This is a genomic window from Agrobacterium vacciniicorymbosi, from assembly GCF_040427045.1.
GTDB lineage: Bacteria > Pseudomonadota > Alphaproteobacteria > Rhizobiales > Rhizobiaceae > Agrobacterium.
The window spans coordinates 26,626-45,924 of record NZ_JBETMF010000008.1 but is presented as its reverse complement, the minus strand read 5'-3'; the positions used below and the strand labels follow the sequence as shown (position 1 = coordinate 45,924).

The 19,299-nt window shown below is 57.7% G+C and carries 16 protein-coding genes, 1 tRNA gene and 2 pseudogenes; 9 read left to right on the top strand and 10 right to left on the bottom strand.

Translation table 11 applies throughout. From position 1 onward, the window contains the following. Nucleotides 1-217 precede the first annotated feature (217 nt). Entirely contained in the window at nucleotides 218-1,102 is an 885-nt protein-coding gene (locus ABUK73_RS13850) for an N-formylglutamate amidohydrolase (RefSeq protein WP_353577800.1), read from the bottom strand. A 181-nt stretch (nucleotides 1,103-1,283) separates the two neighbouring features. Here ABUK73_RS13850 and cpdR point away from each other — a divergent pair, with 181 nt between their 5' ends. The 5 genes from cpdR (at nucleotide 1,284) to ABUK73_RS13825 (ending at nucleotide 3,407) form a co-directional block, all read left to right on the top strand. Next, nucleotides 1,284-1,646, top strand: a complete 363-nt coding sequence (cpdR, locus tag ABUK73_RS13845) for a cell cycle two-component system response regulator CpdR (RefSeq protein ID WP_027675545.1) — start codon at nucleotides 1,284-1,286, stop codon at nucleotides 1,644-1,646. An 81-nt stretch (nucleotides 1,647-1,727) separates the two neighbouring features. Continuing rightward, nucleotides 1,728-1,802: transfer RNA gene (locus ABUK73_RS13840), tRNA-Val, on the top strand. Between the two features lie 231 nt (nucleotides 1,803-2,033). Continuing rightward, nucleotides 2,034-2,702 carry an outer membrane protein gene (locus ABUK73_RS13835; protein WP_353577799.1) on the top strand — a complete coding sequence of 223 codons (669 nt, stop codon included), beginning with the start codon at nucleotides 2,034-2,036 and terminating at the stop codon, nucleotides 2,700-2,702. 106 nt (nucleotides 2,703-2,808) lie between these two features. Beyond that, nucleotides 2,809-3,090 carry a type II toxin-antitoxin system RelE/ParE family toxin gene (locus tag ABUK73_RS13830; protein WP_353577798.1) on the top strand — a complete coding sequence of 94 codons (282 nt, stop codon included), beginning with the start codon at nucleotides 2,809-2,811 and terminating at the stop codon, nucleotides 3,088-3,090. Between the two features lie 11 nt (nucleotides 3,091-3,101). Next, nucleotides 3,102-3,407 carry a HigA family addiction module antitoxin gene (locus ABUK73_RS13825; protein ID WP_353577797.1) on the top strand — a complete coding sequence of 102 codons (306 nt, stop codon included), beginning with the start codon at nucleotides 3,102-3,104 and terminating at the stop codon, nucleotides 3,405-3,407. A 52-nt stretch (nucleotides 3,408-3,459) separates the two neighbouring features. Here the strand turns inward: ABUK73_RS13825 and ABUK73_RS13820 are convergent, their stop codons facing one another. The 7 genes from ABUK73_RS13820 to ABUK73_RS13790 form a co-directional block, all read right to left on the bottom strand. After that, nucleotides 3,460-3,861, bottom strand: coding sequence for an acyl-CoA thioesterase (locus ABUK73_RS13820; protein ID WP_113089386.1), 402 nt, complete (start codon nucleotides 3,859-3,861; stop codon nucleotides 3,460-3,462). A 195-nt stretch (nucleotides 3,862-4,056) separates the two neighbouring features. Further along, a complete protein-coding gene (locus ABUK73_RS13815; protein ID WP_353577796.1) occupies nucleotides 4,057-4,521 on the bottom strand; it encodes an NfeD family protein in 465 nt (154 codons plus the stop codon). Nucleotide 4,522: 1 nt separating this feature from the next. Next, nucleotides 4,523-5,587 carry an SPFH domain-containing protein gene (locus ABUK73_RS13810; protein WP_113089388.1) on the bottom strand — a complete coding sequence of 355 codons (1,065 nt, stop codon included), beginning with the start codon at nucleotides 5,585-5,587 and terminating at the stop codon, nucleotides 4,523-4,525. A gap of 44 nt (nucleotides 5,588-5,631) precedes the next feature. Further along, on the bottom strand, nucleotides 5,632-6,681 hold the full coding sequence (gene hemH / locus ABUK73_RS13805; RefSeq protein ID WP_353577795.1) for a ferrochelatase: 1,050 nt from the start codon (nucleotides 6,679-6,681) through the stop codon (nucleotides 5,632-5,634). 455 nt (nucleotides 6,682-7,136) lie between these two features. After that, nucleotides 7,137-9,080 (bottom strand): 5'-nucleotidase C-terminal domain-containing protein, encoded by a 1,944-nt coding sequence (locus tag ABUK73_RS13800; RefSeq protein ID WP_353577794.1) that lies wholly within the window; start codon nucleotides 9,078-9,080, stop codon nucleotides 7,137-7,139. A 206-nt stretch (nucleotides 9,081-9,286) separates the two neighbouring features. Continuing rightward, the gene (omp10, locus tag ABUK73_RS13795) at nucleotides 9,287-9,658 is read right to left on the bottom strand and encodes an outer membrane lipoprotein Omp10 (RefSeq protein WP_113089432.1); all 372 of its coding nucleotides are present in this window, start codon (nucleotides 9,656-9,658) and stop codon (nucleotides 9,287-9,289) included. 179 nt (nucleotides 9,659-9,837) lie between these two features. Further along, complete coding sequence (locus ABUK73_RS13790; protein WP_353577793.1) at nucleotides 9,838-11,286, bottom strand: homospermidine synthase; 1,449 nt, start codon at nucleotides 11,284-11,286, stop codon at nucleotides 9,838-9,840. A gap of 243 nt (nucleotides 11,287-11,529) precedes the next feature. On the opposite strand from ABUK73_RS13790, the gene ABUK73_RS13785 reads away from it, so the two are divergent. After that, nucleotides 11,530-12,438 (top strand): sensor domain-containing diguanylate cyclase, encoded by a 909-nt coding sequence (locus tag ABUK73_RS13785; RefSeq protein WP_353577792.1) that lies wholly within the window; start codon nucleotides 11,530-11,532, stop codon nucleotides 12,436-12,438. Between the two features lie 213 nt (nucleotides 12,439-12,651). On the opposite strand, the gene ABUK73_RS13780 is transcribed toward ABUK73_RS13785, so the two are convergent. Beyond that, a complete protein-coding gene (locus ABUK73_RS13780; RefSeq protein WP_353577791.1) occupies nucleotides 12,652-13,287 on the bottom strand; it encodes an aminotransferase class IV family protein in 636 nt (211 codons plus the stop codon). Nucleotides 13,288-13,370: 83 nt separating this feature from the next. Then, nucleotides 13,371-15,215 carry a M3 family oligoendopeptidase gene (locus tag ABUK73_RS13775; protein ID WP_353577790.1) on the bottom strand — a complete coding sequence of 615 codons (1,845 nt, stop codon included), beginning with the start codon at nucleotides 15,213-15,215 and terminating at the stop codon, nucleotides 13,371-13,373. A gap of 170 nt (nucleotides 15,216-15,385) precedes the next feature. Between ABUK73_RS13775 and ABUK73_RS13770 the strand changes: the two are divergent. From ABUK73_RS13770 to ABUK73_RS13765, 3 genes and pseudogenes are all read left to right on the top strand, one after another. Next, nucleotides 15,386-16,574, top strand: a pseudogene (locus ABUK73_RS13770) (sigma-54-dependent transcriptional regulator); the annotation flags it as partial. 173 nt (nucleotides 16,575-16,747) lie between these two features. After that, nucleotides 16,748-16,948, top strand: a pseudogene (locus tag ABUK73_RS23380) (helix-turn-helix domain-containing protein); the annotation flags it as partial. Between the two features lie 207 nt (nucleotides 16,949-17,155). After that, the gene (locus tag ABUK73_RS13765) at nucleotides 17,156-19,036 is read left to right on the top strand and encodes a DUF882 domain-containing protein (protein ID WP_454892371.1); all 1,881 of its coding nucleotides are present in this window, start codon (nucleotides 17,156-17,158) and stop codon (nucleotides 19,034-19,036) included. Nucleotides 19,037-19,299: the final 263 nt, after the last annotated feature.

Genomic DNA, 19,299 nt, shown 5'->3' with positions numbered 1-19,299 from the left:
TCGCGCGAATATCAGGCATATTGACAAAAATTGAGCAAATTATAGGCAATAACAAAAATGATTGACAAATGAGCATTGTCGTCGTAGCTTCATGTCACAGTCTTTGACTGTAAATACCCTCCTTGGGTGTTTCCTCCCTAGACTTGACCGCGCCAAGGCGCGGTTTTTTTTGCCCGCAAGCACAGCTGCGGCGCGTTCGTCATCATTTCAGTGGGTGTTATTCGGCAGCAAAGGCCATGTCGGTGGCATATTCGGATACGAACATCGACAGCTGGCGCATGAACGTGTCCAGCGCGGATTGTACGGCGTAAAATTCCGGCGTCTTCAGAAGCGTTTTCTCATCCACATAAAGCGCCCGGCTGATCTCGATCTGCAAGGCGTGCAGCGAGCGAATGGGGCGGCCGTAATGTTCTGTGATGAAGCCCCCGGCATAGGGCTTGTTGCAGACGGCGGTAAAGCCGAGTTCTTCCAGAAAATGCAGGGCGGCGCGGGAGATTTCCGCCGAGGCGCTGGTGCCGTAACGGTCGCCGATGATGATATCGGGCCGGATGTTGGAACTGGCAAGGCGGATATTGCCGGGCATGGAATGGCAGTCGATCAAAACCGCCATGCCGAAATTGGCGTGGGTGCGGGAAATGAGCTTTCGCAGGCAGGCATGGTAGGGCTTGTAGATGGTTTCGATGCGGCCCAGCCCTTCGTCCACCGGCAGGCGGTGGGCATAGATATCCATATTCTCGGCCACGATGCGCGGCACGGTGCCAAGCCCGCCTGCCACGCGCATGGAGCCAATATTGGCATAGGGCGGCAAAGCGCCATCGAACATGCGTGGATCGAGCTCATAGGGCTCGCGGTTCACATCCAGATAGGCGCGCGGAAAATTGGCTTTGAGCAGGGGTGCGCCGATATCGACCGCGCTGGAAAACAGCTCATCGACATAATGGTCTTCGGATCGGCGGATTTCGTAGGAGCTCAGGCGGGATGATTCGAGGAAGGAAACCGGATAGCAGCGGCCGCTATGGGGGGAGTTATACACGAACGGAATGCTGTGAACGGCTGGTTCGTGCACTTCGAAGAGTTCGTACTCGCCCGTAACCCAGTCCATTCCGCCCCGTTTACCATGTCATAATTCTGCCAGAAGCATCATGTTGCCAGTTAAGGCAGAGCAAGTCCATACTGCGCACCAGTCGCCCGAGTCATGATTCTACCGTTCACATGATATTTACTGAAAATGCGGTATGATCGGGATAAGGTATTCCAATAAATCAGAAGTTACGGTCACTTAAATGGTACAGAAAATTCTTCTCGCTGAAGATGACAATGACATGCGACGCTTTCTCGTGAAGGCGCTGGAGAAAGCCGGATACAAGGTTTCCTCCTTCGATAACGGCGCAAGCGCCTATGACCGTCTTCGTGAAGAGCCTTTTTCGCTTCTCCTCACCGATATCGTCATGCCGGAAATGGACGGCATCGAGCTTGCGCGCCGCGCCACCGAGCTCGACCCGGACCTCAAGGTCATGTTCATCACCGGCTTCGCAGCCGTGGCGCTGAATGCTGATTCGAAGGCGCCGAAGGATGCGAAGGTCCTTTCCAAGCCTTTCCACCTGCGCGATCTCGTCGATGAAGTGAACAAACTCCTTGTGGCGTAAGGCTTGTAAAAAAGCTTTCACAAAACCGCAAAAAAGCAGTTGACGCTTCATCCGGTTTCGTGATTTATGCGCCGCAACGGAGGGCGTGTAGCTCAGCGGGAGAGCACTACGTTGACATCGTAGGGGTCACAGGTTCAATCCCTGTCACGCCCACCATCCGAATTCTTAAGTATCAAGGCCTTGCGAGAAAATCGCGAGGCCTTTTTGCTTTTTGGCTCGACATTGCCATCCATCTTTTTTGCAGGCGATACAGCACCGAAATGCACTCTCCGGCGCCGGCTGAGCGCGGCTTAAATTTTCAGCAATCTTTTGGCTTGTTGCGGCGGCGCTACAGCTTTTTTCCTTGGTTGGAGTACCTATGGCAACCACACAACCAAGGTGCCCGAAATGAGAAAAATTGTCATTGCCGCAGCTTTTATCCTGACCGCGTCCACTGCGATGGCTGCGGATGCGGTCTATGAGGCACCGCAGGCGCCCGTGGCGATTTCCGGGCAGGCATTCTCATGGACGGGCTTCACCGCCGGTGTGCAGGGCGGATATGCCTGGGATAACCAGGACATCTCCGGCATCATCGCGGGAACACCGCTGGAAGCCAATTTCAATGGCGGCGTTCTGGGTGCGTTTGCGGGCTATAACCACCAGCTGAGCAACAATTGGGTCCTTGGCGTGGAAGGCGATTTCGACGGCAACTGGGGCGATGGCACTCTGACCATTCTCGCGCCTGACCGCTACGAGTACGGTCTGGACTGGCAGGGCTCTGTCCGTGGCCGCGTTGGTTACGCATTCGACCGGGCGCTGGTTTACGGCACGGCAGGCTGGGCTGTCGGACGCGGTTATCTGGTTACGCCGGGCTTCCCGAAAAACAAGGAAACTTTCAACGGCTACACGGTCGGCGCTGGCGTGGATTACGCCTTCACCGACATGATTTTTGGCCGTATCGAATACCGCTACACCGACTTTGGCGACAAGAACTACGATTACGGCGCGCTCGGCCCTTTGCTGAATGGAGATATCGACCAGCACGCCGTGCGCGTTGGTTTGGGTGTGAAGTTCTAGGCGACGCTAAGGGTCGCTGCCGGGCGATATGTATCTTGCGGCGATACATTTTTCTTGACGGCGGCGTGTATCGCGCTATGATACATTCCTGACAAAGAGGTCTGATTTGATCCGATCTTTCAAGGATGCGATGACCGAGGCGGTGGCGGGCGGAAAGGTACTCAAGGGCTTTCCTGCGGATATCGTGAAAGTCTCCATACGCAAACTGACAATGCTCAATGCGGCTCACGATTTGGAAGACCTTCGTTCCCCGCCTGGCAATAGGCTGGAGGCATTAAAGGGCACCCGTGTGGGGCAGCATTCAATTCGGATCAACGACCAGTGGCGCATATGCTTCGTTTGGAGAGACGGCGGCGCTGATGATGTCGAAATCGTGGACTATCACTGAAGGGAGCTGACATGACCAATATTTTAGCCCCGGTCCATCCCGGCGAAATTCTTCGTGAAGAATATCTGGTTCCGCTCGGCATGAGTGCGGGCGCGCTTGCCAGAAAGCTGAATGTGCCGCGCACTCGTATCGAGCGGTTGGCAACAGAACAGGCTTCGGTGACACCAGACACCGCGCTTCGCCTGGCCAAGGTCTTCAAGACCTCGCCAGAGTTCTGGATGAACATGCAGGCGAGCTATGATTTGAAGATCGAAGCCACACATCTGAAAGACACGCTCGACAAGATTTCAGAAATCGATATCGCGTCGGCTGCGTAATCACCATCATAACGGGCGTGCGGGCGAATGCGCCGGCCGAATTGACAGCAGGTTAGGCGACCTTTGAGGCCTCACCCTGCACCGCTCTTGGGTTGCCAGCATCATCCACCGCGACCATGATGAAAACCGCTTCCGTGACCTTGTCGCGGGATTGCTGGGAGTGGCGGCGGGTCCAGGCTTCTATTTTGAGGGTGATGGAGGTGCGTCCGACTTTTTCGATGCGGGTGTAGACGCAGAGCGTGTCGCCGATCTTCACAGGCTTCTTGAAGACGATTTCGTTGACGGCGACCGTGACGGTGCGTCCGCCCGCGACATCATTGGCGCGCACGAAGGCTGCCAAGTCCATCTGCGACATGACCCATCCACCAAAAATATCGCCTGCCGGGTTGGCATCGGCGGGCATGGCGAGAGTGCGCAGGGTCAGTTCCATATCTGCGGGTGGCTGCAATTCCATTGTTGAAAACCTTTGTCTGTGTCGCTGGCAATAGGGAATGCTTACAGCATCGACAGCGAAATCAGCATTGATTTTCCGGAAGATATGAGATGCGCCAGTTGCATGGTGCAGTGCAGCATGACGCGGCGATGTTGTAGACTGAGGGAGCAAAAGCCAGCCGATTGCAAAAGCGTTAGGCCTGGAGCCCACCGTTTATCAGTTCGGCACTTGCTCCACTGTCAGGGTACGGCCGTGAGCAGAGGCGATGCGCACGCGGGCACCGGCAGGTGCGTCCTCTCCCTGCACCGGCCACCATGTGTCATCCAGCTTGATGCGACCACGACCTTCGGTGATTGGTTCCTGCAGCGTCGCTGTGCGGCCAATGAGGCTGGCCTCGCGCTGGTTGAGGAAGGGCTCGTCAGTCTTGGCATGATCCTGGCCGTAATATCGGCGGCCAAGAAGCGCAAAGACGACGGAGAGCAGGGCAAACAGCAGGAGCTGCAACTGCCAGCTCCAGAGTGCCGTGTTCCAGAGCGCCAGCGAGATGGCACCGATGACGAGGGCGGCGGCTCCGATCCAGATGAGGAACACGCCGGGGGCGACGAGTTCCGCTGCCAGCAAAATGGCGGCCAGTATCCACCAGCTCCAGGGGCCAAGATCGTTGACGAGCCTTGCGATCATCTCACTTCTCCGAGGATGGAGCGAACGGATTGTTGGGGATCGTCACATTGATGGTCTGGCCGCCGGGGCGGCTGGAGGAGGGCGGAACGGAGCTGCGCTGCCTTGCGGCGGCAGGTGCTTCTGGCGCTGAGGGCGCATCGCCACCTCTGCCGAAGACCTCCTTGGCGATGGCGCCGATACCGCCAAGCGAACCAATCAGCGAGGACGCTTCCATCGGCATCAGCACGATTTTGGAGTTCTTCGCGGTGCCGATCTGCGCCATGGCTTCGGTGTATTTCTGCGCAATGAAGTAGTTGATGGCGTGGATGTCACCGGCTGCGATGGCCTCAGACACCATGCGCGTGGCATTGGCTTCGGCTTCCGCCAGACGTTCGCGCGCCTCGGCATCGCGGAAGGCGGCTTCACGCTGGCCTTCGGCTTCGAGAATGGCGGACTGCTTGGCACCTTCGGCGCGCAGGATCTGCGCGGCGCGCGAGCCTTCCGCTTCCAGAACCTGTGCACGCTTCTCCCGTTCTGCCTTCATCTGGCGGCCCATGGATTCCACGAGATCCTTTGGCGGTGCTATATCCTTGATCTCAATGCGGGTGACTTTGATGCCCCAAGGACCAACCGCCTCGTCGACAACACGCAGGAGGCGCTCATTGATGGCATCACGGTTGGAGAGAAGCTCATCGAGATCCATGGAGCCCATGACAGAGCGAATGTTGGTCATGGTCAGGTTCTGAATGGCATTTTCCAGATTGGAAATCTGATAGGCGGCCTGCGCTGCGTTCAGCACCTGATAGAAGGCAACGGCATCTGCGGTGACGCTGGCATTATCGCGGGTGATAACTTCCTGGCGTGAAATATCCAGCACCTGCTCCATGACATTCATGCGCGTTCCGATGCTTTCGATGAACGGAACGATGATGTTAAGGCCGGGCTCGAGAGTACGGGTGTAGCGTCCGAAGCGTTCGACCGTGTAACGATAACCCTGCGGAACCGTCTTGATACCGGCAAACAGCGTCAGAATGACGAGGCCCACCACGACTATGACGACAATGTCGAAACCACCCAGATCAATCATCCCAATCTCCCTCATGCATTGTCAGGTACTATATGGGGTGGGTTTCAGACCCAGCCCTGCAACTCCCTGCGTACAACCTTTTCGAGAACCCGCATACCCTCTGCGCTGTCGTTCAAGCAAGGTATATGTGAAAACTTCTCGCCACCGTTGTGGTGAAAGATTTCGCCAGCCTCGCCAGCAATTTCTTCCAGTGTTTCCAGACAGTCGGAAACGAAGCCCGGATTCATAACCGCGATGCGCTTGACGCCTTCCTTGGCCAGTCGTTCCACCGTCTTGTCGGTGTAGGGCTGCAACCATTCTTCCGGCCCGAAACGGGACTGGAAGGTGATCATGAAACGGTCCTTGTCGAGCCCGAGTTTCTCACGCAGCAGACGACCTGTCTTCATGCACTGGCAGTGATAGGGATCGCCCTTCTTGAAATAGGATTGCGGAATGCCGTGGAAGGAGGCGAGGATTTTTTCCGGCTCCCAATCCAGCGTTGCCAAATGGCTCTTCACGGAGTTGGCGAGCGCATCAATATAGGTGTCGTCATCATGATAGGGTGGCACGGTGCGCAGCGCAGGCTGCCAACGCTGCTTCATCAGATATTCGAAGGCCTTGTCGTTGACGGTGGCCGTGGTTGCCGCCGCATATTGCGGGTAGAGCGGAAACAGCAGGATTTTTTCACACCCCTGCGCCTTCAGCGCGTCCATACGTTCGGCGATGCTCGGCTTGCCGTAGCGCATGCCCCAGTCTACCACCACGTTCGGCAAGTCGGTCAGTATCTTGCCAAGCGCCTCGCCCTGATTGCGGGTGTAGGTGCGCAGATAGCTTTCGTTCAGATCGTGGTTCCAGATTTCCTCATAGGCCTTGCCGACCTTCTGCGGGCGCTTGTTCAGCACGATGCCGTAGAGAATGGGATACCAGAACAGCCGCGACCATTCGATCACCCGCTTGTCGCTCAAAAACTCCGCGAGATAACGGCGCATCGATTTGTAGTCGGTGCCATCGGGTGTGCCGAGATTGACGAGAAGAACGCCGACCTTGCCGAAGGCGACCTTCGGATGCTCTGGCGGGAAATGCGCTGGCTGAAGTGTGGCGTTATCTGCGATCATAAAATCGTCCTGAAATCTCTAAGGGGTGCGCGGGACTCTACGTCCGCACATGTGTCGTGGATCAACTTGTAGAGCATTGATCCGCCAATCTGAATTGATTTTTGATAGAACCTGCGCGGCATTTCAACGCGTGGTGATGGCTGAGGGATATGGTGATGCAGCAAAGGTCAGTCTGCGTGGCCCACCCCCCTCTGTCCTGCCGGACATCTCCCCCTCAAGGGGGGAGATCGGCAAGGCGAGAGACCTTCGCTAAAACGATCGACGCTGAAGATGGCCGCAACCTTGCGGCATATCGATCTCCCCCCTTGAGGGGGAGATGTCCGGCAGGACAGAGGGGGGTGGAGCCGAACCCGCTGACCTCTACTGCAAGTGGCAGTTATGCTGCCGCGATCAAAAATGAAGTCTTCTATCGAAGCCCGCCACCGAGCAGGCTTCGATAGAGTGGTGTTGAACGATTACTTCGCCGGAACGTTCAGCTCTTCACCAACTTCGATATGGTTTGGACGCTTCAGCGCGTTGGCTTCGGCAATTTTCTTCCACTCAGCGCCGTTGCCGTATTTCTCGGCAGCGATTTTCCAGAGCGAGTCACCGCGTGCAACCACGTATTTCCCAGCGGCTGCTGGCGTCATGGCAGGGGCCGAGGTGGTAGTTGCCGGTGCCGTTGCGGCTGGAGCCGGAGCAGCAGGTGCGGTGGCAGCTGGAGGCGTTGCGGTTGCAGGAGCCTGCGCCGTCGTTGCCGGGGCAGGGGTTGCTGGCTTGGCTTCCTTCGGGGGTGCCACGTAGTCGGCTGGGGTTACATCCGTCACGCGGCCATCGGTGTAAGGCTTGTAGGGGCTGTTTGCGCCGATATAGGCGGCAACGGCGTCTTCAAGGCTTGGTCCGAAGTCGTAAGGGTTGATGGCCTTTGTGGCGAAGGTCTTGAAGCCATCGCCGCCGGTGCGGGTGTAGTTGTTGGTCACCACGCCATAGGTCTTTTCAGGGTCGAGCTTGACGAAGGCGTCGCCTTCCTTGACCTCGACGGAGACGATGCGGCTGCCAGCTGGCTTGGAGCGGTCGAAGCTGTATTTCAGGCCAGCCGTCTGCACGAAGCGGCCTGCGCCTTCTTCGATCTGGCTGGCACCGTTTTCAAGCGCTGCGACGAGATCGACGCCCTTGATCTGGAAGGTGGCGACGGAGTTCTGGAATGGCAGAACCGTCAGCACTTCGCCCATGGTGACAGGACCGGCATCGATGGAGGCACGCAAGCCGCCGCCATTCTGGATGGCGATGGTGATGCCCTGATCTTTCACGCGGTCGAGCAGCGCGTCTGACACCAGGTTACCCATGGTGCATTCCTTGGCGCGGCATACCTCACGCGAGCCATCGATGGCAGCTTCGCTGACGCCGATTTCCTTCTTCTTCATCTCTTCTAGAGGGGCGGCCAGCTCAGCCACGCGCTTGGTGAAGCCTTCGTCAGGCGTCACGGAGGCGTCGAGAAGCTTCGGTGCGCCGCTGGAGGACTTGACCACGCCGTTATCATCGAAGGTAACGGTCAGATCGCCGAGATATTTGGAATAGGCGTAGGCGGTGACGATCGGCACGTCGACGCCAGATGGGTCCTTGACCAGCGTCGGGTAGGGGCCAGCGGCCTTCGGGTCGGTGCTGGAGAGCAGCGTGTGGCTGTGTCCGCCGACGATGACGTCGATACCATCGACGGAGCGGGCGATTTCCTGATCCTTTACGTAGCCGACATGCGACAGCACGACGATCTTGTTGACGCCCTGATCCTGAATTTCCTTGACGGCACCCTTGAGGTACTCGATTTCGTCTTCAAACGTCACTTTGTCGCCGGGCGAAGAGGTTTCGTTGGTATCGGTTGCCAGCACGGACACGACGGCGACCTTCTGGCCGCCCATGTCCTTGATGATGTAGCCCTTGAACTTGTCTTTCAGCTCGGAGCCGTCCGCAACCTTGGTGTTGCCGGAAATGATCGGGAACTTCACGGCGTTGATGAGCTTGAGCAGTTCTGCCGGGCCGTCATCGAATTCGTGGTTGCCGATGGCCATGGCGTCAAAGCCGATGCCGTTCATGAATTCGGCAACCGGACCGCTTTTATACTGCGTGTAGAACAGGGAGCCCTGAAACTGGTCGCCGGCATCCAGCACGAGAATGTTGGCATTGGCACCGAGTTCGGCGCGCCGCGCATCGATGGCGCTTTTGACGCGGGCGATGCCACCGAAGCATTCTTTCTTGTCCGCTTCCGCAGCAGAGCAGGTCGAGTCGAACTTGTTGATCGCCTCGATGCGCGAATGCAGATCGTTGATGTGGAGAATATTGAGTTGGTAATCAGCCAGAGCCGCACCAGCCGAAAGCGAAACGACCGAAGCGGTCATCAGGCCAAATCTCAAAATCCTGTTCATCGTCTTATCTCCTGTTTTACCCAATACGAAGCCGGGAGGCTCGTCCTGCCGCCATAGCTACTGCGAAATCATGACAGTGGTTCAAAGGCGATGTTTTCATCTCGCGGCATCTGCCGCAAGTAGAATTATGACAGGGTTGTGCAAATAAAAAACGCGCGCTGCACGCGCGCGTTGAAATAAACAGGAACCGTTGGGCTTAAACGCAATCAGCCCTGACGCGTCAGCGTGAACTGGCTGTTGGTATCGGTGGTGCAATTCAGCTGCGAGCGGGAGATGAGCGCGCAGTTGACGCGCGACTGGGTGTTGCGCACCAGCGAGGTCATGTTGATCTCGTACAGCGTCGGCGAAATGGTGACGTAAGTGCCGGACGCCAGAAGTGTGTTGCTGTCCGTGGAGCGGGTGGAGAATGCGCCCGCCTGGAATGTCGAGACGATGCCGTTCTTGTCCACCCAGCGGCCATCCACAGCCGGACCCTGCGGCATGGCGGATGCCATGGGGCGCGGTGATGGCGCCGAAGGAGCGCACGAAGAGGCAGCAATTGCGGCCAGAACCAAGGCGGCGCCTGTCTTGAAATTCATCTTGTCTGTCTCCTGCGATTCTTCTCGATCTTCGAAAAAGACCATGGATTGAAGTTGGCTTTATTGCAAGCGAACGACGACCTCTATGCACCGGTTCCAGGCATGTCCGACTAAAGTGACGGCGTTGCAAACCGGCACCAGAACGTTGTCCGGGGCCGGTTTGCAAGATCGAGCCGCGCTTATCCGCGAACCAGAATGTTGCGGAACTGCCAAGGGTCGTCCGTGTCGATATCCTCAGGGAACAGACCCGGCCTGCCTTCCAGTGGTGTCCAGTCCGTATAATGACCTTCGACCGGGCCAAGATAGCGGCGCTGAATGTTGAGGCAACGGCGGTAATCCAGCTCATCGGCTTCAACGATGCCGGCTTGCGGATTTTCCAGAGCCCAGACCATGCCCGATAGCACGGCCGAGGAGACCTGAAGGCCGGTGGCATTCTGGTCGGGCGCAAGCTTGCGCGCCTCTTCCAGTGTCAGGCGCGAGCCATACCAATATGCATTCTTCTCATGGCCATAGAGCAGGACGCCGAGTTCGTCTGCGCCATCGGTCAGTTCGCTTTCGGTCAGAACATGCTGCACGGGCTGGGCAATGCCGCCATTGCCGAACATTTCATAGAGCGACAGAACCGCGTCGTTGCAGGGATGGTAGGCGTAATGGCAGGTGGGGCGGAACTCCACATGGCCGCGCTTGTCGCGCACGGTGAAGTAATCCGAAATCGAAATCGCCTCATTATGCGTGACCAGCAGGCCGTACTGGGCACCAAGCGTCGGGCACCATGTGCGCACGCGGGTGCTGGCGCCGGGCTGATCGAGAAAAATCGCGGCCTTGGTGCCTTTTTTCTGCTTCTTCGCGTTTTTCGGCATCCATTTTTCATGGCTGCCCCAGCCGAGTTCTGCCGGTTGCAGACCTTCAGCGATGAATCCTTCCACGGACCATGTATTCCAGAAGGTGTTGAAAGGTTTAGGATCTTTGGCACGCTGGGTGTCACGCTCGGCGATGTGTACGCCCTTGACGCCCAGCGTCTGCATCAGCTTTGCCCAGCCTTCGCGGTCATCAGCTGCCGGTTCATCGAATTCAAGATTGGTGTCCTTGGCCAGATTGACGAGGGCCTGCTTGACGAACCAGGAAACCATGCCGGGATTGGCACCGCAGGTGGAAACCGCCGTCGTGCCACCGGGGCGCTTGGCCTTTTCCTTCAGGATGGTTTCGCGTAGCGCATAATTGGTGCGCGCGGCATTGTCGGCATCGGTATCGAAATAAAAGCCCGGCCATGGCTCCACCACCGTATCGATGTAGAGCATGCCGTATTTGCGGCACAGCTTCATCAGATCGACCGAGGAGGCATCCACGGAAAGATTGACGCAGAAGCCCTGTCCCTCGACATTCTTGACGAGCGGTTTCAGAACGTCCTTGTAGTTATCCTTGGTCAGATGCGCGCGGATGTGGCGGATACCGCGGCCATCCAGATATTCGGCAATATCCTCACGCGGATCAATGACGACCAGCCGCGACAGGTCGAACTTGAAGTGCCTTTCGATCAACGGAAGCGTACCGCGCCCGATGGAGCCGAAACCGATCATGATGATGGGACCGGTAATTTCGCCGTAAATCGGGTATTCAACTTCCGTCATTCTCAATTTCCTCTTTGAAGACAAGGCTTAAGCTAGATGATTAGGCCTCAACAATAAAGGGTAGCCGGATGACGGGCGTATGAAGACTGTGAGAAAGGTAAACCGATCCACCCCGCTTCATCATAAAATCATCGGTATAGCTTCGGACTACGCATTTCCAATTCATCAACTATAATGATGCGGATCAGAAGTTGTGTTCGTGTTTTAGGGGAGTCAGATATCGTGCGTCAGGAGACTGCCAGTTTGGATAGTCTTATAGAGCGCGTCATTGCGCTGCAGGACATGACGCCTGTTTTTATCGCCCTTTACGACACGGACGACAGGCTTCGCCACGCCAACCGCGCCTTCCGCCAGGCCTTCAATCTCAGCGATGATGCGTTCCCCACATGGGCTGAAATCATCCGCGCCAATTATAATGACCGCAAAGGCCTGATCATCACCACCACGGATTTCGAGGCTTGGTTCCTGTCGTCGCAATCGCGTCGCGGCAAGCTGCCTTTTCGTGGGCTGGAACTCGACATGCATGACGGTCGCTGGATCTGGATGACCGAAACCGTGCAGGACGATGGTTGGATGCTGTGCGTTGGCAACGACATCACGGCGCTCAGGCAAAACCAGCGCAGCCTGCGGCAAGACCGCGACATTGCGCTACGCGCAGCACAAACCGATGAGCTGACCGGCACCGCCAACCGCCGTTTCGTCTTTACAAAGCTCGGCGTTCAGATCGAAAATGTCCAGAAGGGCATCGAAAGCTCCTTCGGGCTCTGCGTTATGGATATCGACTTCTTCAAAAGCATCAACGACCGTTTTGGCCATCAGGGTGGCGATACGGTGCTGCGCGATTTCGTCAAGATCGCCCATTCCACCATCCGCCGCTCCGATACTTTCGGGCGCGTCGGCGGCGAGGAATTCGTCCTCATCATGCCGCGCACGGTGCTTTCCGAGTGTATCGGCATCGTGGAACGGCTGTTGGAAAAGGTGCGGACATCCTGCCCGTTTCCGGGTGCCGCCGATTTTTCCTATAGCTGCTCGGCGGGGCTTTCGCTGTTCCGTTGCGGGGAAAGTGCGAGCGAGCTTTACCAGCGGGCCGACCGTGCGCTTTATGAGGCGAAGCAGCGGGGACGGGCTCGGGTGGAGTGGGTGTTGGAGTAATTGGTTGGAGAGTTGTGGGTGTGGCTTACCCCCCTCTGCCTGCCGGCATCTCCCCCACAAGAGGGGAGAAAATTCGCAGCACCGTCTCGCCTATCTCCAGCGTTGAGACCATGGGAAGCGCGGACCCCTCGCTGTCTCCCCCCTTGTGGGGGAGATGCCGGCAGGCAGAGGGGGTAAGCCACACCCACGATGCCTAAATGTAAAGCCGGGTAGTCAAACCAACTCCGCCGCCACCAACCCATGCAGCGAATTGCCGACAAACAGCTTTCGGCCCGCCAAATCGGCAAGCTTCAGCGCCTGTCCGCGCGCCTTGCGCTCACGAATGAGGTCTGCGCGCAGCACGCCGGGCAGAATGCCGCTGTCGAGCGGTGGTGTCAGAAGCTGGCCTTCGGCACCTTCCACGAAAACGCTGGTGGTCGAGCCTTCACAGATTTCGCCGCGCTCATTCAGCAGCAGAACCTCGTCCGCTTCCGTGGTGGAGAATTCAGCGCGTGCCGCTTCGTAAGGTTCGCGACGGGACGATTTGTGGCGGTAGAAGGTGTCGCTGGAATCCAGACGGGTCTTTTCCGCGATCTTCACCCGCCAGACCGCGCCGTCACACAAGGGCACGAAGGGCTCGGAGGTGATGTCGAGTTCGCCCTTGTAGTTCATCACCACCCGCACGGTCATCGGCGCGTCGCCGGTGATAGCAGCTTTTAGCGCCTTGACCGTATCTGCGGGTGCGCGAAAACCAAGTGCGTCCGCAGAGCGCAGCAGGCGGCGCATGTGCTGCTCGAGCCGCTGAAAACCGGTGCCCGGTTCCCAGCGCAACGTTTCCCTCAATGTCAGATCAGCGGGTTTGCGTTTCATGGTCAGCGTCCATCATGCGATTCACGTAAGGTGAGGCATAAGAACCGGCGAAGCTTGTCCGAAATGGGAGCCTCGCCGTTTTTTCATTCTTTATCGAGTGCTTCCAGCTCGTCGATCAATCCCTCGATCATCGACAGGCCCTTGCTCCAGAAGGAGGGATCCGTCGCATCGAGGCCGAAAGGCTTCAGCAATTCGGAGTGGTGCTTGGTGCCGCCTGCCTTGAGAAGCTCGAAATATTTGTCCTGAAAGCCCGTCTCGGCATTCTGATAGACTGCATAAAGCGAGTTCACCAGGCAATCGCCAAACGCATAGGCGTAGACATAGAAGGGCGAATGGATGAAGTGGGGGATATAGGTCCACCAGCTTTCATAACCTTCGGAAATCTTGATCGCCGGGCCGAGGCTTTCTTCCTGAACCGAGAGCCACAGCTCGCCGATCTGCTCGGCGGTCAACTCGCCTTCTTTACGAGCCGTATGGACCTTGCGCTCGAATTCGTAAAAGGCAATCTGGCGCACGACCGTATTGATCATGTCTTCCACCTTGCGGGCCAGCATCGCCTTGCGTTCTTTGCTGTCCCTGGTGCCATCCAGAAGCTTGCGGAAGGTCAGCATTTCGCCGAAAACCGATGCGGTTTCGGCAAGCGTCAGCGGGGTGGCGCACATCAGCGCGCCCTGTCCACCGGCCAGAACCTGATGCACGCCATGGCCAAGCTCATGCGCCAGCGTCATCACGTCCCGTGGCTTGCCGAGGTAATTGACCAGCACATAGGGATGTGCGGACGGTACCGTGGGGTGCGCGAATGCGCCGGGCGCCTTGCCGGGACGGGCGGGGGCATCGATCCACTCTTCGTCGAAGAAGCGGCGGGCGATATCGGCCATTTCGGGCGCGAAATCGCCATAGGCTGAGAGCACCGTATCCTTGGCGTCGTCCCAGGGAATGATGGCATTGGACGTATCGGGCAGCGGCGCGTTGCGGTCCCAATAGTTCATCTGCTCCATGCCCAGCCACTTGGCTTTCATCTTGTAATAGCGATGAGACAGGCGCGGATAGGCTTCGGTAACAGCCTGCGCCAGCGCATCCACCACTTCGCGCTCGACGCGGTTGGCCAGATGGCGGCTATCGGCAATGTCTTCGAACTTGCGCCAGCGGTCGGAGATTTCCTTGTCCTTGGCCAGCGTGTTGGTGATCAGGGTAAAGACGCGCAGATTGTCCTTGAAAGTCGCGCTCAGTGCCTGCGCTGCCTTTTTGCGGGTCTCCGGGTCGGGGTCCTGAAGGAGATTGAGCGTTTCTTCCAGCGCGAGGCTCTTGCCATCCAGCTCGAAGCGCAAATCCGTCATGGTTTCATCGAACAGGCGATTGAAAGCGGCGGCACTGGTCATGGACTTCTCGAGGAACAGCTGTTCCAGGCTGTCATCCAGCTGGTGCGGCTTGTCCTTACGCAAATCCACGAGCCACGGCTTGTAGTGGCCGGTCAGGGCATCATTGGCGATGGCGGCGTCGATGGTCGCATCATCAATGCGGTTCAGTTCAAGAGCGAAAAACAGCAGATGCGCCGACATGTCTGTCAGTTTCGACTGAGCATCGCCGTAAATCTTGCCATTGGCCGGATTGGACGTGTCGGAAAAATAGGTGAGGCCTGCGAAAGAGCCGATGCGACCGAGAAGGTCGTCCAGCGCTTCATATTCCTTCAGCGCGGCGCCAAGCCCCTGATCACCGGAAAGCTTTGCAGCAGCCTCCAGCTTGCCCTTCCACTTCGCCTCGAAAGCCTTTGCATCGCTGGCCGCTTTTTCCAGTGCTTGGCGGTATTCGGATGAATCCGCAGAGGGATAGAGGTCGGACAGCTTCCATGTCGGGAGGTCACCGAGGGCGGCAGCCCCTGCGCTATCTGTCGAAAAGGCGGGCAGGGGGATCGATGTCTTCAAGGTCATGTCAGGCTTTTCCTCTTTATCTCTTTGCCCAAGCATATGGGGGCTGTGTTTCCCGTGGCAATGCTTAAAATGCAAGCAAATCTCAAAACTGGATGTTCAAGCCTTCCGTGTCACATTCGGCTCAAAGGCCTGCATGAAGCAGGTCCATAAACCGGAAACCGGAGCCTGACATGACAGCGCAAGTACTCGTTATCGATGACGATCCAGTTCAGCGCCGCCTGCTTAAACAAGCGGTGGAGCGTTATGGACACCACCCGATCCTCGCTGAAAATGGCCGGGTGGGGCTGGAGCTCTTGAAACAGCACAGTGGCGATATCAGCGTTATCGTCCTTGATCTGATGATGCCGGAAATGGACGGTCTGTCCTTTCTGAAAGCCGTCGGAGAGCTGGGAACGGATGTACCCGTCATCGTGCAGACGGGGCAGGGCGGCATTGATACGGTGGTGCAGGCCATGCGCGCTGGCGCCTTCGATTTCGTGGTCAAGCCTGTGTCGCCGGAGCGGATTGGCGCTGCCATTTCCAATGCGCTCAAACTCGACCAGCGCGAGGCGAAAGCCCGCACGGGACGACGCTCGCGCAACCACGCCGTCAATTTCACCGATATCGTTTCGGCAAGCCCGGCCATGCTGCGCGTCATCGAATTGGCGCAGCGGGCAGCGCAATCCAATATTCCCGTGGTGCTGGAAGGGGAATCCGGTGTCGGTAAGGAAATGATCGCGCGTGCCATCCAGTCCGGCAGCGACCGTGCGGGCAAGCCTTTCATCACCGTCAATTGCGGGGCAATCCCTCACAATCTGGTCGAAAGCATTCTCTTCGGCCATGAAAAGGGTGCCTTTACCGGTGCGACGGAAAAGCACATCGGCAAATTCATGGAAGCCGATGGCGGCACGTTGTTTCTGGATGAGATCGGAGATCTGCCGCTTGAGGTCCAGGTCAAGCTTCTGCGCGCCGTGCAGCAGGGCGAAATCGAGACCGTTGGCTCTGCCAAGGTCCAGAAGGTCAATGTGCGGCTGATTTCGGCCACCAACAAGGATTTGATCGAAGAGGTGAAGGAAGGTCGTTTCCGCGAAGACCTTTATTATCGCCTCAACGTCTTCCCCATTACCATTCCGGCTCTGCGCCGCCGCAAGGAAGACATTCCCTATCTCGCGCGCGTATTTGCCGAACGTTTCTCCGTCGAGCAGAAATTGCCGCACGCGCTGGGCGTCAGCGCCGGTGCGCTGGCCCTGCTGACGGCTTATGACTGGCCGGGCAATATTCGTCAGCTGGAAAATGCCGTGTTCCGCGCTGTCGTTCTGGCGCAGGGCGATGAACTCAGCGAAACGGACTTTCCACAGATCGCGCTTCAGGTGCCGGAATTTGCTGGTGATGTTGCAGATCACGAAATCCAGCATCGCCCAACCGAGCGTTCGCTTTTGGTCGCACCGCCGCCTGCTGAAAGCAGAAGCAGTGCAGCAGACATTATGTCGGTGATGGAAGCCATGGCCAGTGAAGAAGAGCGTTCACCCACCTCCGTCTTTCCGGGCGGCAGCCTGATTGCCAGCACGGATGAAAGCGGCGATGTCCGAAAGATCGCGGATATAGAAGAAGAGCTGATCCGTTTTGCCCTGCGCTTTTACCGCGGCCAGATGAGCCAGGTGGCCCGCAAACTGGGGATCGGACGCTCCACACTATACCGTAAGTTGAAGGATTATGGCATTGATCCCGATGATCCGCTGCGTGACGCCGCATAAGGCTGGCGTCACCGGCTTAGATTAGCAAATACGATATTTGTTAACTCCTGGGCAAGGATATTCACTTACGGTCTATAAACCTCTTGTTAGTGGAGCGTTCACTATATAGAGGATGAATGTCCATGTGTGGCAAAATTGCCATCGTGTGACCGTAATTGAGGTTCATGTGGGACAATCTGACGAATTGTCTGCCAGGCGGGGATCAAATTGCCTTATCTGCATCGGAATATCGCGCTCTCGGGCAAGATAGCGCGCGGCTTGATCAGAAATGTATGCACGAAGCTGTCGGCACGCGTTGTCACTTGCGTGTGCCTGCTGATGGCTGCCATGCCCGCTCTTGGCGTTTCGGCGACGGAAGCTGCCGCCGAAACACGTAGTCTCAAGCTCTATTATATCCACACCAAAGAAAAAGCCGTCATCACATTCAAGCGAAACGGCAAGTACGACCAGAAGGGTCTGCAGGAGCTGAACCGCTTTCTGCGCGACTGGCGTCGTAACCAGCCGACCAAGATGGACCCGCGTCTGTTCGATCTGGTGTGGGAAGTTTATCGCCGTTCCGGCGCAAACGAATATATCAACGTAGTCTCGGCTTTCCGCTCGCCGGAAACCAACGGCATGCTGCGCTCGCGCACCAAGGGTGTGGCCAAGAGCAGCCAGCACACGCTGGGCAAGGCCATGGACTTCTACATTCCCGGCGTCAAGCTGACGCGTCTGCGCGAAATCGCCATGCAGATGCAGATCGGCGGCGTTGGTTTCTACCCGACATCCGGTTCTCCCTTCGTCCACCTAGATGTGGGCAATGTGCGTGCCTGGCCGCGTATGAGCCGTCAGGAACTCGTGCGTATTTTCCCGAATGGCAACACCATTCACCTGCCCGCCGATGGCAAGCCGCTGCCGGGCTATGACCAGGCGCTGGCCGATTACAAGAAGCGCGTCAGCTCTTCTTCCATTCAGGTTGCCAGCACCGCCGGTTCAGGCCCTGCATCCTCTTCTTCGGGCGGTGGCAAGCGCAAGACTTTGCTGGCAACCCTGTTTGGCGGTGGGGATGAGGATGAAGATGCCGAAGGCATTGCATCACCGGAACCCGCAGCCCGGCCTTCCGCTCCTGCCCCTGTGGCGCAGGAACCGGAGGAAGCCCCTGTTGCGGTGGCCTCCGCCCAGCCTCTGCCCGGCGTAAGCGCGCCGCTACCGACGGCACGCCCGGCCTTCCGCAATCAGGAAAATCCGAACGGCCTTGCCACGGCGCTTTATTCTCCAGCGCGGAATGCGGCGCAGGATGCGCTTCAAGCCGCCACCACGCCGACACCGACTGCGGCACCCGCAGAACAGCAATTTGCCGATCTGGCGCAATATTCCATTCCCGTGCCGACCCTGCTTGGGCCGCGCCGTATGAAGGGTGATGCGGATGGATCGGTCATGACTGCTGCCCTGGGCTCCGAAGACATGCCGGGCGATGCACTTGCCGCACATGTGCCGGTTCCCGCCAATCGCCCCGCCGTTGCCGAAGCCCTGCTCGCTTCTGCCAATTCGGATGTCGAAGGTCAGGAAGACGAAGCCGAACAGGCAACGCTTTCGCCTGTCGTCGTCGCTGCACTCGAGCAGAGCGGCCAGGATGCCCGTGCCTCCTTGACCGCAACAGCCATGCCAAGTGCTGCGCAGTTCCCGGCTTCGACCAGCCACAGCGCCTCTGCCCGTCCGGTCACGAAGCCTGTTGAAACAGCCATGGCTTCACCCTCTGCCGCCATGCAGGATGAGCCGGTTGGTGATGCATTCGATGTCAAGCCACGCGCCGCGAGCAGCGGTCTCAGCGCTGGTCTGCCCACCAAGGGTGCACGCCCAAGCAAGCAGGATGCAGCCGTTGCCGAAAAGGCTATGGTCAGTGGTGGTCGTCTGACGCAGGAAGCAATCTCTGACTGGGCCTTGAGCCAGGACAAGGGCGCAACGGGCCGCGCAGTCAAGGCGCCTCGCGTCGTCAACAACCGTATGCTCAGCCACGACATGTCGGCTTCTGCCGCGACCGCAAGCTTCCGCCCGGGCGCTGCCGCAATCGACTCCAGCCGCTTCAGCACACCAATAAAGATGCACTGAGGCGGGCATTGACCACGCTTTTGTTTTCATGATTATCGCGTCCTGTCCTCGAAAGACGAGGGCGCGATTTTTGTGTTGGCGGAGTAGAATTTTTCGTCGCATGAAGCCGCTGATTGAATAATGACGAGATCGTTATCTTGACGCGCAATATTGATGCTGTTACTTTGCGGAGCAGTTTGTATACTAATGCAGTCTGATGTTTTGGCGTAAAAGACTGTATTTAAATGACGCATATGTTGTCTATGGCGCAAGGCAGTGTTTGA

Coding starts and splice junctions, on each gene's coding strand:
- ABUK73_RS13850 (WP_353577800.1), bottom strand. CDS start 1,102: ATGGACTGGGTTACGGGCGAGTACGAACTCTTCGAAGTGCACGAACCA.
- cpdR (WP_027675545.1), top strand. CDS start 1,284: ATGGTACAGAAAATTCTTCTCGCTGAAGATGACAATGACATGCGACGC.
- ABUK73_RS13835 (WP_353577799.1), top strand. CDS start 2,034: ATGAGAAAAATTGTCATTGCCGCAGCTTTTATCCTGACCGCGTCCACT.
- ABUK73_RS13825 (WP_353577797.1), top strand. CDS start 3,102: ATGACCAATATTTTAGCCCCGGTCCATCCCGGCGAAATTCTTCGTGAA.
- ABUK73_RS13820 (WP_113089386.1), bottom strand. CDS start 3,861: ATGGAATTGCAGCCACCCGCAGATATGGAACTGACCCTGCGCACTCTC.
- ABUK73_RS13815 (WP_353577796.1), bottom strand. CDS start 4,521: ATGATCGCAAGGCTCGTCAACGATCTTGGCCCCTGGAGCTGGTGGATA.
- ABUK73_RS13810 (WP_113089388.1), bottom strand. CDS start 5,587: ATGATTGATCTGGGTGGTTTCGACATTGTCGTCATAGTCGTGGTGGGC.
- hemH (WP_353577795.1), bottom strand. CDS start 6,681: ATGATCGCAGATAACGCCACACTTCAGCCAGCGCATTTCCCGCCAGAG.
- ABUK73_RS13800 (WP_353577794.1), bottom strand. CDS start 9,080: ATGAACAGGATTTTGAGATTTGGCCTGATGACCGCTTCGGTCGTTTCG.
- omp10 (WP_113089432.1), bottom strand. CDS start 9,658: ATGAATTTCAAGACAGGCGCCGCCTTGGTTCTGGCCGCAATTGCTGCC.
- ABUK73_RS13790 (WP_353577793.1), bottom strand. CDS start 11,286: ATGACGGAAGTTGAATACCCGATTTACGGCGAAATTACCGGTCCCATC.
- ABUK73_RS13780 (WP_353577791.1), bottom strand. CDS start 13,287: ATGAAACGCAAACCCGCTGATCTGACATTGAGGGAAACGTTGCGCTGG.
- ABUK73_RS13775 (WP_353577790.1), bottom strand. CDS start 15,215: ATGACCTTGAAGACATCGATCCCCCTGCCCGCCTTTTCGACAGATAGC.